Source organism: Streptococcus sp. 400_SSPC (assembly GCF_001072745.1).
Classification (GTDB): Bacteria; Bacillota; Bacilli; order Lactobacillales; family Streptococcaceae; genus Streptococcus; species Streptococcus xiaochunlingii.
The window spans coordinates 1-14,357 of sequence record NZ_JVIQ01000067.1; the positions used below are offsets into that span (position 1 = coordinate 1).

The following is a 14,357-nucleotide window of genomic DNA, read 5'->3' on the forward strand; positions in this document are numbered from 1 at the left end:
TAAAAGCTGATGAAATCAGCGTAGTAGAGCCCACTCAACCACTGCGTCTTGCTCGACAATGCACAGACAATTGAGAGGCTAGGACTTTTGTCCTAGCCTCTTTTTGTATTTAATCAAGCTTTTCGACCTTTAGCAATTGACCATGTTTTAATTCATAAATGGTATCCACATAGGTCAGGATGGAGCGGTCATGGGTCACCATGATGGCGCTCTTGTTTTTGGATTTGACTTCTTTCCGGATCAACTGGGCGATTTCTTGCCCTCGATCTGGGTCTAGGCTAGCCGTTGGTTCATCGGCTAAAATGACCTGCGGATTTCCGATGAAGGCTCGAGCGATGGCTGCCCGTTGTTTTTGCCCACCGGACATCTGATTCGGGTATTGGTGGTAACAAGCTTCGATGCCCAGATCTGCCAACAAGGCTTTAACTTCTTCTTGGCGTTTTTTCTTGTCCTTTTCTCCCTTCAATTTGGCCACCAGTTCTAACTGGTCACCGATTTTCATATAGGAGAGGAGCTGGTGATCTTGAAAGATAAAGCCGAGCAATTCCAGCCGTTTTTGCGTCCACTGGCCTTGGTTGAGGCCGGTCAAGTCTTGGCCAGCGATAGAAATCCGCCCCTCGTCTGCTGATAAGAGTAAACCAGCGATGGCTAAGAGAGTGGATTTACCAGATCCTGAAGGGCCCAAGATGGCGACAAATTCGTTGGGTTCGACGCTTAAATTCAGCTGATTGAGGACATGGTGCATCTGGCTGCCATCGGCGTAGGATTTTCTGATATTTTCTAATGCGATAATGGCCATTTTATTCTCCATTTCCACCAATGACTTCGATTGGATCTACTTTTTTGATTTTGACAAGGGACAAGGCACCACACAAAATAGAGGTCAAGATAAAGCTAACCGAGATGGTGAGGTTGTCTTTCAGGGTCATAAAGGAAGGGACGCTATTGGGTAAAAATGGCGCCATCATAGTTGCCAGGCCAAGCCCCAGCAGTACTCCGATGAGGGAGATGATGGTGAGCTGGGATAGTTGGACATAGGTAATCTGGCTCATGGACATGCCAATGGCCTTTAGGACACCAAACTGTTTTAACTTTTGCAGGGTGAGGATATAGAAGAAGACCCCAAGGATAGCAGAAGAAGCGAGTAGTAGCACCCACGTGATCATCCGTAGCGTCAGGTTTTGAGCCTTGTAGCCAGGGATTTTATCGATCACTTGCTTCTTATCCGCCACCATCAAGTTGCTGGCTAGATCACTAGAAGGGATGCTTTTCTTGGTCACAAGGGTTTGGGCTTGCCATTGATAGCTTGGATCTGTTTTTTGTCTCATGCCTGTGTAGGTCTCCGAGCTGATAAAACCAATCTCACTATAGCCGTATTTGGCATTTTTTGCGAAAGCCACGACCTTGAGTTTTTGCTTAGAAGTTTTGTCGATCACTTGATCGCCGACTTGGATTCCCTCATCCTCTTTGAAAGAATGGTCCAGAATGACCTCGTTTTTCTTTAGGTCGGAGATCTTGATGTCTGTATCCTCCATGATTGGATTGAGGATTTCTTTGTCATTGTGATCGGTCGCGAAGTAGGTGATGTCCAGAGTATTGGAATCCTCTGATTTTGAGACGGTTGCCCGCTGGATCGACAAGCCAGAATAGTCCATTCCCTCTATCTTTTGGATCTCTTCTAAATCTTTCGCCGTAATGGTTGAAAAGGGGATAATCCCTTCTGAATCCGTCGAAAGGATGTAGTGCAGCGACCCATAGTTATCGATTTGGGCCGATACCGAACGCCCCAGTCCATTTGTTAGACCGGACAAGAACACCACCATAAACATGAGAATGGTAATGAGGAGTTCAATCAGGATAAACTTCTTGGGTTGGTATTTAATTTCATTCCATGCAATTTTCATATTCGTTCTCCTTTTAGCACCTAAACATACTCTATCATCATACCACAAGTGGGGGGATAATATGGGGATGGTGTTTGGTAGAGTGTTTCAAAAACATTATTCTTATTATCTTTCCTTTAGATACTTAAATGCCTATGAAACTGTTATTCTTCTTGTTAAGTAGACTCTGATACATATGGTTTATGGTATACTGGGATTATAGAGAAACGATGCTAAAAACCAAATCGGAGGATAACATGTTAGAAAACTTTATCAAAGAGGCAGATATGCCCCAAGAAGTCATTGAAAAGTATAAGAATCAAGTTCCTGCTGAGTTGCTACAGATTTGGCAGGAGGATGGCTTGGGAACCTTTTTAGATGGTTATCTCAAAGTCATTAATCCAGATGACTATTTTGAACTTCTCCAAGATAGTTATTTCAGAGGAGATATCGCTTTTCCTATGTTCGTGACAGCATTTGGAGATATTATTACTTGGGAAGAGAATGTCTATGTGGGAATTGTCCAATACAATATTCAAGATTTGGATATTATGATTAAGCGTATGGATCGTTTCATAGAGTATGTTGATGATGAAGATTTCAAAGACGATTATTTCGATATTCCACTCTACAAAAAAGCTGTTGCCAAACATGGTGAATTGGCCTACGATGAATGTTTCGGTTTTGTTCCTTTACTAGCATTAGGAGGTTTTAAAGATGTGGACCATATGGATAAGGTAAAAGTCCTGGAACACATTTACCTCATGTACCAGCTTACAGGTGGAGTGTTTGATGATTGATAAAAAAGAACCAACCTCGCGGTGGTTTTTTCGATTCTTTGAATGAGACTCGCTTATTTTGTGAATATAAATTTTTTGGTACAAAAAATAAAATAACAAGCAAAAAAGCCTGATATATCAGGCTTCCTGTTGTATTGTTGGATGCCCCCTACATGGATTTGTAAGAACTTTTCATATTGAAAATAAACAAAAATGTTGAAATATAGCTGATTTTAGGGAAATACTTTTAGGTATTTTCAATGTCAGGATTTAAAAATGGGGCAAAAGCGGGGCAAAAACGAATGACTCGTATTTTGTTTGAAAACCTATAATACCTAATGATTATGCTATTCTAGATATATAGTTTTGTTATAAATAAATGTCAGTGCGAGATCAAATTGGAGAATAAAATGGAAAAATAAATTTCTACGTAGAATGGAATGCGAAAAAGTGATAATTAAAGAGACGAAAAAGCTGAGAATATGATTTCCCAGCTTTTTTGAATGCGATAGAAATAGCAACTAGACTATTTACGAAAGGCCTCAATAATGTAGGTGAAGCCAGTAACTAAAAATGAAAAGGCAATGACATAAACGACAAAGACACCTGTAGCCACTGGATTGAACAGAATCACTAGACCTAGTAAAAATTCAAGCAAGGCTACCCACGTGATATTGCTACCAATAATAGGGAAAATCAATCCTAGACGATTGCCTTTAAAGAAAGCAATAATGGCTTCTACAATTAACCAAATTCCTACAATGGTCGGAATGACGACCGGCAGGGTCACAAAGCCATAAGCAACGAGGTAAAGAGCTAAGAGAAGACTAACAAATCCTTGGAAAAGATGAACAGGTGAGCGAAGCTCTTTTGGTGCAGAGAAATAGCCTAAAATAGCTGCTATAGAAGAAACCAGTAAACCAAATGAAATCCACCAGCTGTAAGCAACAAGATTAGCTACTGGGTTTGTAAATAGGAAAAGTCCTAAAAGGACAAAAACAACTCCTGCAAGGAATAGCAGTAAACGATTAGAAAATTTCATTTCAATACCCCCTATATAGTATAGTTTGCTAATAAAACTATTGTACTTATTTTTATAGAAAATGTCAATAAAATAAATAAACAATTTGGAAGTTTCAGTCTGACTTACAAAAAGAAAAGGAGTTTTCACTCCTTTTCACAGATTGAAGACAAAGTCCTTATAAAAGTGTCTTCTAAAGATTTTAACTTCAATCTGAAGCGAGGTTATCCTCGCTTTTTCTATTTATCAAACAATTCCTTATTTTCAATTAAGAGTTCTAGTGGAGATTTATCCCTTGCTTCAATAAAACCAGGTTCATATTGGTTATGAAGTGTTCTTTTCTGAGAAGTTGGATCAATATACAACTCATCTCCATCTTCTGTGTATAGTTGGTTGCCTCTTGTTAAGTAAAGTAAATCCTCTAAGTACTGTCCATCAGTTTCTAGAAAATCTTCGATGTATTTGACAGCTTTTAAAATCTCACTTACTTTATCAGAGTATTCATTAGATTCAAGAACACTCTTTTCTAACTCAATCTCTTTACTAGTTCCAAATAGTTGGGTTGGAGTTGCATTAAAATATTCTGCTATCTTATCCAAATTTGCAAAGGTAGGATAGCTTTTTTGTTTTTCGTAATCAGAGATGTCTGGAAAGATTGCTCATAAAAAAATGTGGGGCAAATGATGGGGCAAATCAGTTATAGACAAGCAAAAAAGCCTTATAAATCAAGGCTTTTTCCTGTTGATTTAGATGCCCCCTGCAGGGCTCGAACCTGCGACCCATAGATTAAGAGTCTACTGCTCTACCAACTGAGCTAAGGAGGCAAAAAAAAGCTGTATTGGTGCCGAAACTTCACGGTTTGTATTGAACCCGCGCAATTAAGCAGGTGGGCAACTTGCTCTAACTGAAGCTGCTTCCGCGTGATACGGCCTGCATGCTGTTAGAAGTCCTTTGTTTCCCTAATAATACAAAAAATAGTCGGTCAACACTTAAGTGTGAAGTCGTACACCACAGCGTTTCTATATGTATATGATACCATATTTCAAAAAAATTTCAAGGGAAAATCTCATTTTTTTGGAACCGATATCACCTTTTCTTGAGTTGATCAATCTTCTCTTTTGTCGTCCCTAGGGCTCGCTCGTATTTGCCATTCTCATTAGGAGTGAAATAGGAGGTACCCTTCAGCTTGTCTGGTAGGTAGTCCTGTTGGACCCAATTACCAGGATAATTGTGGGGGTATTTGTAGTCTTGGGCATTCCCCAGTTCCTTGCTACCAGCATAATGACCGTCACGGAGGTGGCGGGGGATAGGAAGGTTGCCCGACTTACGGAGGTCAGACAAAGCCTTGTCCATGGCGACGTAGGCCGAGTTGGACTTGGGTGAAAGGGCCAGGTCGATGACGATGTTGGCGATGAGGATGCGGGCTTCAGGGAAGCCAATCCGCTCCGCTGCCTGAAGGGCTGTCACCGTATGGATCTGCGCATCTGGATTAGCCAGACCGATATCTTCGTAGGCAATGACTGTCAAGCGACGAGCTAAGCTGGGTAGATCACCGGCTTCAATCAAGCGTGCGGCATAGTGGAGACTGGCATCGACATCCGAACCACGGATAGACTTTTGTAGGGCAGAGAGCACATCATAGTGGCCGTCTCCATCTTTGTCCATGGTGATGTAGCTACGCTGGAGGCTGTTTTCCATGATGTCGAGACTGATGTGGCGAACGCCATCCTCCCCTTCCTTGGTAGAGAGGACGGCTAAATCGAGAGAGTTATAGGCAGAACGCAGGTCTCCATTGGTCGAAGTGGCGATGAAATCCAAGGCCTCCTCGTCGAGGGTTACAGGAAAGTCAAAGCCCCGCTCAGAGTCGCTCAGCGCCAACTGGATAGCCTCTTTGACCTGCTCATTGGTCAAGGGTTCCAACTCAAAAATCTGTACCCGACTGCGAATGGCAGGCGTCACGGAGAAGAAAGGATTCTCAGTCGTTGCGCCGATCATGATGACCAGACCGCTTTCGAGCAAAGGCAGGAGAAAATCTTGTTTGGTCTTATCGAGGCGATGGATCTCATCCAAAAGCAGGACTAAGCCACCTGAAAACTTGGCTTCCTCTGCGATCTCTTGCAGGCGTTTTTTGCTGTCGACGGTTGCATTGAAGGTCCGAAAGGCATACTTAGTCGTGCCCGCGATGGCAGAAGCAATACTGGTCTTGCCAATCCCTGGAGGGCCATAGAGAATCATGGACGAGAGACGATTGGCCTCCACCATGCGGCGGATGATTTTCCCCTCCCCGATGAGGTGCTCTTGGCCGATGACCTGGTCGATGGTTTTGGGGCGCATGCGCAGGGCGAGATTGTCCGGCATGAGGGTCTCCTTTCTAGCTTTGTCTCCTTTAAAAGAGGCAGTTTTTATGGTAAGATTGTAGTAACTATTGTATCATATTCCGCTCTAAGAGTGGGAAATTAGAAAGAGGACACGATGTCTAAATATGGATTTTTGGATGTTTTAGAAGAGGAAATGGACAAGGTCTTTCCCTTTGACTTTGAGATCAATTGGGATAAGAAAAATCATGCGGTAGAAGTGGCTTTTCTCTTGGAAGTGCAAAACACAGGAGGGGTTGCCTTAGTCGATGAGTCGGGGGAAGAGTCTGACGAGGATATCTTCTTTGAAGAAGCCGTCATTTTCTACAATCCAGCCAAGTCGCATGTGGACGAAGATGCCTATTTAACGGCTATTCCGTATGAGCCGAAAAAAGGCTTGTCTCGGGAGTTTCTAGCCTATTTTGCGACCTTCCTAAAGGATACAGCCGAGCTAGCCTTGGATGACCTCATGGATTTCTTAGCAGACGAAGAAGCAGAGAGCTTTGAGATCGTCTGGAACCAAGAAGTCTTTGAAGAAGGCAAAGTTGGCTTGGAAGAGGGAGAATTTTATCCTTATCCGAGATATTAGGAGTTGGTTGGAGATTTTATGAAGAAAATTGGGACTTACCTGGTTTACGGCCTGTCCTTTCTGCTCTTGATGGGGGCTTTTGCCTTGGGGACGATTGCCTTTACGGATTTAGGCTTTCAACTGGTTTTTGTACCGGGCTATCTCTTCACTTTTGGTAGCATGTACCTCATTTTTATTCTTCATGAACTGGGGCATGCTTTCTGTGGCTATCTGACGGGCTATCGCCTCGTCGCTTTGGGCTTGGGAAGTTTCCTCCTGACTAAAAAGGAAGGAAAGTTTCGTCTTAGCCACACGGCAGTTCTGAAAAATGTCGGCGCCCAGTATATTGGACTAAAAGAGGATGAAAGTGATCAACGAATGATCTTGATGCTCTCAGGTGGGATATTGGTTCATTTGACCTTACTCATCTTATCCATCCTCTTTGGCGTTCTGACACAGAGTTGGTATTTTGCAGGCACATGGATTTGTCTCAATCTCTCCTTCATTTTGGCCAATGTTCTCCCTCTTGGGATTACAGATGGAGCCAAAATTTTAGAATTGATGCACCATCCTGAAAATGTACCCTATGCTTATCTAGGATTGCGCCATTCTGCTCAGACCCTGTTAGCACCAGAAGATTACGATCTGAAAGATTTTGTTAGACCTGTTCCTGAGGAGGCGCAAGGAGGCTTTGTGGAGGGTGTCTTAGCCCTTCAAGGAGAAGTCTTGATTCTAGAGGGCAATCGAGAGGCGGCTAAAGAGCAGTTTCAGTCTTTACTGGAGAGGGCAGATAATCCGATGATTCAAACGGCCGTTCAGTTATCTCTGTTGCATATCGCCTTGTTGGAAGGAGATCATGAAAAAGCAGAGGAATACGCGACCATTCGACGAGTCAAGTCTTTTTTGTCGATGAAATTGACCAATATACAGGCGGTCCAAGCCTGGTATCAATTTAAGGTCAAGAAGGATTTGGCCCAGACCCACAAGGCGATCAAGCTTGCTAGACAGAAGATGGATGTAAGTCGCATGTTGCGGGATGAGAAAGCCTATTACCAGCAGTGGTTAGATGAGTTAGAACAAGCAATACAGGAAGAAGAGACTCAGCTGAGCTGAGAAAAGGAAAGAGAGCTGTACGATGCTTCAGATATTTAAGCGGTTATTTAGTAAAAAATCCCAAAAATCTCAAGAGCGTGAGTCGATCCTTCCTCGAAATCGCTTTGCGGATCTAGATTTCGAGCGAATATTGAAGTTTGGAACTCGTCGCCTCGTTAATGAGGAGGGACGCTACGCAGAGGATGGTAAAATCACAGAACTTGAATTTCCTGAAGATTTTGCGGAATTTGAATTTCTAGTTGGTTTTAAGACGGAGGAAGAAGAGCAGTTTCAACAACTATTAGCTCGTTTAAATAGTATTGACAATGCCATTCAGTCTTGTTTGGAAAGTGAGATGCAACAACCCATCCCTCAGTTTGCCAAGGATTTGGGCTATACTCAGAAGAGGTGGGAGAAAACTTTTTACTTCCATCCTTGGGTATTAAGTTTTGAGGAAAATCCGCCTAATCTTCGCTATGTTGCAGATTATGTAAACGATGAGTTTACGGTTTATTTTGCTAAAAAACATGGCAGATGGCAGGCATACTGGGATGCAGATTGCCAAAAGGTGATTGAAGAAGGCTAGCTAGGTTATGATAAGAAAAGGTCATCATCATGGAATTATTGGATAAACACTTGGATTTTATGGGTTGTAAGATTGCTTTGATTTGTGATGGGCGAATTTTGACCATCTTGCGTGATGACAAACTAACCATTCCTTGGCCTAATCTGTGGGACTTGCCAGGTGGTGGTCGTGAAGGGGACGAGAGTCCTTTCGAGTGTGCAGCGCGTGAAGTCTATGAAGAATTGACTATCCAACTGTCGAAAGATGACATGATTTGGTCTTGGATCTACCCCAGCATGTTAGATGAGAACAAAAACTCCGTCTTTTTAGTTGGGAAATTGACACAGGAACAGTTTGACAGTATTGTCTTTGGAGACGAGGGACAGGGCTATAAGTTAGTGAGACTTGAAGAGTTTTTGGCGTCAGATCGGGTCGTTCCCCAATTACAAGAACGAGTGAGAGATTATGTGGAGAAAAGTTTATGATAACACTTGAGAAAGCAGGAGCAGAGGATTTAGAAACCATTATTGCCATTCAAAGAGCCAGTTTTAAGGCAGTCTATGACAAATACAAAGATGAATATGATCCCTATCTAGAAGATCGCGAGCGAATTAAATGGAAATTAGTTGAGCGACCCTATAGCTATTACTACTTTGTGAAAGAAAACGAAGAGAAGATTGGTTTTTTACGAATTCATACCAATGAAGAGTTAACGGAAGCTTGGTTGGGGACCGCAGCGATTCTGCCTCCGTATCAGGGAAAAGGGTATGGATCTGAAGGATTACGCTTGCTAGAAGAGGAATTTTCAACCGTTAGACAATGGGATTTGTGTACGGTGTTACAAGATGCAGGCATGGTCGCCTTCTACGAGAAGAATGGCTACCATCAAACCCATATCGAGCCTGAAAAAGAAGGCATGGATATGGTCTACATGAAAAAATTGATAGAGAAATAGAAAGGATGGTTCGGTTAAATTTCTAAACTGAACCCGCCCTAAACACTGTGCCAAAAAGATAAACTTCTCTTAGACACAAGTGTCTTCAGAGAGTTTCCTATTTTGGCTTTGTGTTTTACGGGCTTGGTATCTTAATGATGGAAACATGGCAAGAGTTAAAAGTTACAGTCAAGCGTGAAGGAGAGGAATTAGTTTCCAATCTCTTGATTGAGTTAGGCGCCCAGGGTGTCGCAATCGAAGACAGTATGGACTATGTGGGAAATGTCGACCGCTTCGGTGAGATTTTTCCTGATGTCGAGCAACAAGAAGAAATCGTGGTCACGGCCTACTATCCGGATACGGTTGATGTAGCAGTGGTTGAGGCTGACTTGCAGGCTCGCTTAGCAGAATTGACCGACTTTATGGATCTGGGAGAGGTCAAGATGGGGACGTCTGCCTTGGCTGAGGAAGACTGGGCCGACAACTGGAAGAAATACTATGAACCAGCTCGCATCACTCATGACTTGACCATTGTGCCGTCATGGACGGACTATGAGGCGACGGCGGGAGAAAAGATTATCAAGCTAGATCCAGGCATGGCCTTTGGAACAGGAACCCACCCGACAACCAAGATGAGCCTTTTTGCCTTGGAGCAGGTCCTTCGTGGTGGCGAAACAGTGCTGGATGTGGGGACAGGTTCAGGGGTTCTTTCCATTGCTAGCTCACTTCTAGGTGCCAAGGAAATCTTCGCCTATGACCTGGATGACGTAGCGGTTCGAGTCGCTCAAGAAAATATTGAGCTCAATCCTAGCATGGAAAATATCCATGTAGCCCCAGGTGATTTGCTCAAAGGTGTGGAGATTGAGGCAGATGTTATCGTGGCCAATATCTTGGCGGATATCCTCATTCATCTGACGGATGATGCTTATCGCTTGGTCAAGGATGAAGGCTACCTCATCATGAGTGGCATTATTAAGGACAAATGGGACATGGTGCGTGAGTCGGCTGAGTCAGCTGGATTTTTCCTTGAAACCCACATGATCCAAGGTGAGTGGAACGCCTGTATCTTCAAAAAAACTAAGGATATCTCTGGTGTGATTGGAGGCTAGCATGCAACAGTATTTTGTAAAAGGTTTGGCTAGCTCACCTGTCACTATCGAGGATAAGGAAACTAGCAAGCACATGTTTCAGGTCATGCGATTGAAAGAAGATGACCAGGTGACCCTAGTCTTTGATGATGGGATCAAGCGTTTGGCGCGCGTGGTCAATGTGGAGGCTCGTCAGTTGGAGCTAATCAAAGAATTAGCTGACAATGTGGAACTACCTATTCAAGTGACCATCGCTTCAGGCTTTCCCAAGGGAGACAAGCTGGAGTTTATCACTCAAAAAGTAACAGAGCTAGGTGCTAGTCAAATTTGGGCCTTTCCTGCCGATTGGTCAGTTGCCAAGTGGGATGGCAAGAAATTGGGTAAAAAGGTTGAAAAACTAGAAAAAATCGCCCTTGGAGCAGCAGAGCAAAGCAAGCGGAATCTTGTTCCAAGCATTACCCTTTTTGAGAAAAAGGCAGACTTTCTAGCCCAACTCGACCAGTTTGACCGCATCGTGGTGGCCTATGAAGAGTCGGCCAAAGAAGGCGAAAGCGCTGCTCTTGTACAAGCTGTAAGTGGTCTTAAAAAAGGGAGCAAGGTTCTCTTTATCTTTGGTCCAGAAGGTGGTCTTTCACCTGCTGAAATTGAAAGTTTTGAAGCTAAAGGAGCAGTCCTTGCAGGCCTTGGCCCTCGGATTCTCCGTGCAGAAACCGCCCCACTCTATGCCCTTAGCGCAGTGAGTGTTGTTACAGAATTAATGAAAAACGCGTGAAGGTAGATCTTCACGCGTTTCTTCTATATCTTATTTTATTCAGAATTTATTCGTTTTCTTATTTTTTATATATTACAAATTAATGGATTTTTTATAAAAAATGGAGTATTTGTATAAAAAGGGAGCCTACGTTTGGGATTTCTGGCTGATAGTGCTGGAAAGCTCCTCAAATAGCATGAAAGTCAATCGGACTAGTTTTCATATAGAGCTAAAAGTGATAGAATAGAAGGCAAGAAAGTGGAGAAAACTAGATGCCGAAAGAAGAACCTTTAACAGGGGGCCAGGTTATTGCCCTTACCAAAAAATACTTGTCGGGAGAGGATGTTGCATTTGTAGAAAAAGCTCTCCTTTATGCAGTCGACTGCCATAGTGGGCAATTCCGTAAATCAGGTGAACCCTATATCATCCACCCTATTCAAGTTGCCGGCATTTTGGCAAAATTGAAGTTGGATGCTGTGACGGTTGCCTGTGGTTTTTTGCACGACGTTGTCGAGGATACAAACGCGACCCTGGATGATTTAGAACGTGAATTTGGGCACGATGTCCGAGTGATTGTTGATGGAGTGACCAAGCTCGGGAAGGTCAAATACAAGTCCCATGAAGAGCAGCTGGCAGAGAACCACCGCAAGATGCTCATGGCCATGTCTCAGGATATCCGTGTCATCTTGGTCAAGCTAGCAGACCGCTTGCACAACATGCGGACTTTGAAGCATTTACGCAAGGACAAGCAAGAACGGATTTCTCAAGAAACCATGGAAATCTATGCGCCGCTAGCCCACCGTCTCGGGATTTCCAGCGTCAAGTGGGAATTGGAAGATCTATCCTTCCGTTATCTGAATGAAGTCGAGTTCTATAAAATTTCCCATATGATGAAGGAGAAGCGTCGCGAGCGGGAAGCCTTGGTAGAAGAAGTTGTCCAAAAGATCGAGTCCTATGCGGCAGAACGCCACCTCTATGGGAAAATCTATGGTCGTCCTAAGCATATCTACTCCATCTACCGCAAGATGCAGGATAAGAAGAAACGCTTTGATGAAATCTATGATTTGATTGCCATTCGCTGTATCCTGGAATCACCGAGCGATGTCTATGCCATGCTGGGCTATATCCACGAGTTGTGGAAGCCTATGCCAGGCCGTTTCAAGGACTACATCGCCAATCGGAAGGCCAATGGTTACCAGTCCATCCATACCACTGTTTACGGACCAAAAGGTCCCATCGAGTTCCAGATCCGTACCAAGGAAATGCACGAGGTTGCTGAGTACGGGGTTGCGGCACACTGGGCTTATAAGAAAGGAATCAAGGGCCAAGTCAATAGCAAAGAATCGGCTATTGGGATGAACTGGATCAAGGAGATGATGGAACTCCAAGACCAGGCGGATGATGCCAAGGAATTTGTTGATACTGTCAAAGAAAACTATCTGGCAGAAGAGATTTATGTCTTTACCCCAGATGGAGCGGTTCGTTCTCTTCCAAAGGATTCTGGACCGATTGACTTTGCCTATGAGATTCATACCAAGATCGGGGAAAAAGCGACTGGTGCCAAAGTTAATGGCCGTATGGTTCCTTTGACTACCAAGCTGAAAACGGGTGACCAGGTTGAAATCATCACCAATCCAAATTCATTTGGACCAAGTCGTGACTGGCTCAATATCGTCAAGACCAGCAAGGCCCGCAATAAGATCCGCCAATTCTTTAAGAACCAAGACAAGGAACTCTCGATCAACCGTGGACGAGAGTTGCTCATGGCCCAATTCCATGAGCATGATATGATTGCCAACAAGTTCATGGATAAGAAGCACATGGACAAGGTCTTGCAAAAGACCAGCTACAAGACCGAAGATGCCCTGTTTGCGGCCATCGGTTTTGGAGAAGTCGGAGCCATCTCTGTCTTTAATCGTTTGACGGAGGAAGAGCGTCGAGAAGAGGAAAAGGCCAAGGCGCGTGCAGAAGCTGAAGAGCTGGTCAAAGGTGGCGAAGTCAAGGTTGAAAACAAAAAAGACACCCTCAAGGTCCGCCATGAAGGTGGCGTGGTCATCCAAGGGGCTTCTGGTCTCTTGATCCGGATTGCTAAGTGTTGCAATCCCGTCCCAGGAGATACAATTGTCGGTTACATTACCAAAGGACGTGGGGTTGCCATTCACCGTCAAGACTGTATGAACCTGCGGGCCCAAGACAACTACGAGCAACGCTTGATCGACGTCGAGTGGGAAGACAATAACTCGACCAAGGACTACATCGCCCATATCGATATCTACGGCCTCAACCGCGCAGGCCTTCTCAATGATGTCCTTCAAGTCCTCTCTAATACGGCCAAGATGATCTCAACCGTCAATGCCCAACCAACCAAAGATATGAAGTTTGCCAATATCCACATTTCTTTCGGGATTCCAAATTTGTCCATGTTGACAACGGTTGTGGATAAGATTAAGAGTGTGCCGGAGGTGTACTCTGTTAAGCGTACCAACGGCTAATCTTCTGCGAAAATCGACTTCATACTGCGTTAGTTTCAACTGGCCTAACTACAGTTATGCCTGCGTCTCACTGCCTTGTCTGATGTCGATTTTCTTTGAAGATTGAGAAGTGTGGTTAGAATTCATTTATTGCTTGGTTAGCTCGCCTCGCCGTACTTCAGTACTGTCTTCGTCTCACTGCCTTGCCTGATGTCGATGTTCTTTCAAGGTTAGCGGTGAATGCCCAATAGATTGTTTAAATAGGATAATAAGATGAAATTAGTGATTCAACGGGTCAAAAGGGCCTCGGTTTCTATTGACGGTCAAGTTTATAGTCAGATTCAAGAAGGACTTCTTCTCTTGGTGGGAGTGGGGCCTGAGGATGACCAGAAGGATTTGGAGTATGCGGTGCGCAAGGTCACCCAAATGCGGATTTTCTCGGATGAAGAAGGGAAGATGAACTTATCTGTCAAGGATATTCAAGGAGAAATCCTCTCGATTTCTCAATTTACCCTCTTTGCCCAGACAAAAAAAGGCAATCGTCCAGCCTTTATCGGGGCAGCCAATCCAGAGATGGCCAGCCAGCTCTACGATGACTTCAATGATTTGTTAGAAAAGGAAGTCCCTGTCAAACGAGGGGTCTTCGCTGCAGATATGGCAATCGAACTTATTAATGATGGTCCGGTGACCATCATCCTCGATACGAAAAATCCATAGAAAAACAAGCCCTTGATTAAAGGGCTTGTTTGAATGTAGACAAATTACTTTTTACTTAGGATAGCTGGATAATTTTTCAAAAAAATCCTTATATTACTTTGAGTTGTCGAAGTAAATCTGAAACTTTCCGCCGT

At 43.8% G+C, this 14,357-nt stretch carries 15 protein-coding genes, 1 tRNA gene and 1 other RNA gene; 10 read left to right on the forward strand and 7 right to left on the reverse strand.

The features are described 5' to 3' along the window. Positions 1-109 precede the first annotated feature (109 nt). Both ADH49_RS08355 and ADH49_RS08360 read right to left on the reverse strand, forming a co-directional pair. Positions 110-799: an ABC transporter ATP-binding protein gene (locus tag ADH49_RS08355; RefSeq protein ID WP_048691574.1), complete on the reverse strand. Its 690-nt coding sequence runs from the start codon at positions 797-799 to the stop codon at positions 110-112. Between the two features lies 1 nt (position 800). Further along, positions 801-1,904, reverse strand: a complete 1,104-nt coding sequence (locus ADH49_RS08360) for an ABC transporter permease (RefSeq protein ID WP_048691576.1) — start codon at positions 1,902-1,904, stop codon at positions 801-803. 236 nt (positions 1,905-2,140) lie between these two features. On the opposite strand from ADH49_RS08360, the gene ADH49_RS08365 reads away from it, so the two are divergent. After that, complete coding sequence (locus tag ADH49_RS08365; protein WP_048691639.1) at positions 2,141-2,683, forward strand: T6SS immunity protein Tdi1 domain-containing protein; 543 nt, start codon at positions 2,141-2,143, stop codon at positions 2,681-2,683. A gap of 505 nt (positions 2,684-3,188) precedes the next feature. Here ADH49_RS08365 and ADH49_RS08370 read toward each other — a convergent pair. The 5 genes from ADH49_RS08370 to ADH49_RS08385 all read right to left on the reverse strand — a co-directional run bounded on the left by ADH49_RS08370 (position 3,189) and on the right by ADH49_RS08385 (position 6,041). Continuing rightward, a complete protein-coding gene (locus ADH49_RS08370) occupies positions 3,189-3,704 on the reverse strand; it encodes a DUF308 domain-containing protein (protein WP_048691578.1) in 516 nt (171 codons plus the stop codon). 218 nt (positions 3,705-3,922) lie between these two features. After that, positions 3,923-4,339, reverse strand: coding sequence for a helix-turn-helix domain-containing protein (locus ADH49_RS08375; protein WP_225305933.1), 417 nt, complete (start codon positions 4,337-4,339; stop codon positions 3,923-3,925). Between the two features lie 95 nt (positions 4,340-4,434). Then, positions 4,435-4,507: transfer RNA gene (locus ADH49_RS08380), tRNA-Lys, on the reverse strand. 2 nt (positions 4,508-4,509) lie between these two features. Beyond that, positions 4,510-4,703, reverse strand: a non-coding RNA gene (gene ssrS / locus ADH49_RS10505) — 6S RNA. 66 nt (positions 4,704-4,769) lie between these two features. Next, positions 4,770-6,041, reverse strand: a complete 1,272-nt coding sequence (locus ADH49_RS08385) for a replication-associated recombination protein A (protein ID WP_048691580.1) — start codon at positions 6,039-6,041, stop codon at positions 4,770-4,772. 114 nt (positions 6,042-6,155) lie between these two features. On the opposite strand from ADH49_RS08385, the gene ADH49_RS08390 reads away from it, so the two are divergent. The 9 genes from ADH49_RS08390 to dtd all read left to right on the forward strand — a co-directional run bounded on the left by ADH49_RS08390 (position 6,156) and on the right by dtd (position 14,223). Further along, positions 6,156-6,626: a DUF3013 family protein gene (locus ADH49_RS08390; protein ID WP_048691582.1), complete on the forward strand. Its 471-nt coding sequence runs from the start codon at positions 6,156-6,158 to the stop codon at positions 6,624-6,626. An 18-nt stretch (positions 6,627-6,644) separates the two neighbouring features. Then, positions 6,645-7,718 carry a site-2 protease family protein gene (locus ADH49_RS08395; RefSeq protein ID WP_048691584.1) on the forward strand — a complete coding sequence of 358 codons (1,074 nt, stop codon included), beginning with the start codon at positions 6,645-6,647 and terminating at the stop codon, positions 7,716-7,718. Between the two features lie 22 nt (positions 7,719-7,740). Continuing rightward, positions 7,741-8,283 carry a hypothetical protein gene (locus ADH49_RS08400; RefSeq protein WP_048691587.1) on the forward strand — a complete coding sequence of 181 codons (543 nt, stop codon included), beginning with the start codon at positions 7,741-7,743 and terminating at the stop codon, positions 8,281-8,283. A gap of 29 nt (positions 8,284-8,312) precedes the next feature. Continuing rightward, on the forward strand, positions 8,313-8,747 hold the full coding sequence (locus ADH49_RS08405; protein ID WP_048691589.1) for an NUDIX hydrolase: 435 nt from the start codon (positions 8,313-8,315) through the stop codon (positions 8,745-8,747). Continuing rightward, positions 8,744-9,217, forward strand: a complete 474-nt coding sequence (locus ADH49_RS08410) for a GNAT family N-acetyltransferase (protein ID WP_006595079.1) — start codon at positions 8,744-8,746, stop codon at positions 9,215-9,217. The genes ADH49_RS08405 and ADH49_RS08410 overlap by 4 nt, the downstream gene beginning before the upstream one ends. Positions 9,218-9,354: 137 nt before the next feature. Continuing rightward, on the forward strand, positions 9,355-10,305 hold the full coding sequence (gene prmA, locus ADH49_RS08415) for a 50S ribosomal protein L11 methyltransferase (protein ID WP_152904160.1): 951 nt from the start codon (positions 9,355-9,357) through the stop codon (positions 10,303-10,305). A gap of 1 nt (position 10,306) precedes the next feature. After that, positions 10,307-11,056: a 16S rRNA (uracil(1498)-N(3))-methyltransferase gene (locus ADH49_RS08420; RefSeq protein WP_048691594.1), complete on the forward strand. Its 750-nt coding sequence runs from the start codon at positions 10,307-10,309 to the stop codon at positions 11,054-11,056. Positions 11,057-11,307: 251 nt separating this feature from the next. Continuing rightward, a complete protein-coding gene (locus ADH49_RS08425) occupies positions 11,308-13,527 on the forward strand; it encodes a RelA/SpoT family protein (protein ID WP_048691597.1) in 2,220 nt (739 codons plus the stop codon). 252 nt (positions 13,528-13,779) lie between these two features. Then, a complete protein-coding gene (dtd, locus tag ADH49_RS08430; RefSeq protein ID WP_048691599.1) occupies positions 13,780-14,223 on the forward strand; it encodes a D-aminoacyl-tRNA deacylase in 444 nt (147 codons plus the stop codon). The last annotated feature ends 134 nt before the right edge of the window (positions 14,224-14,357 follow it).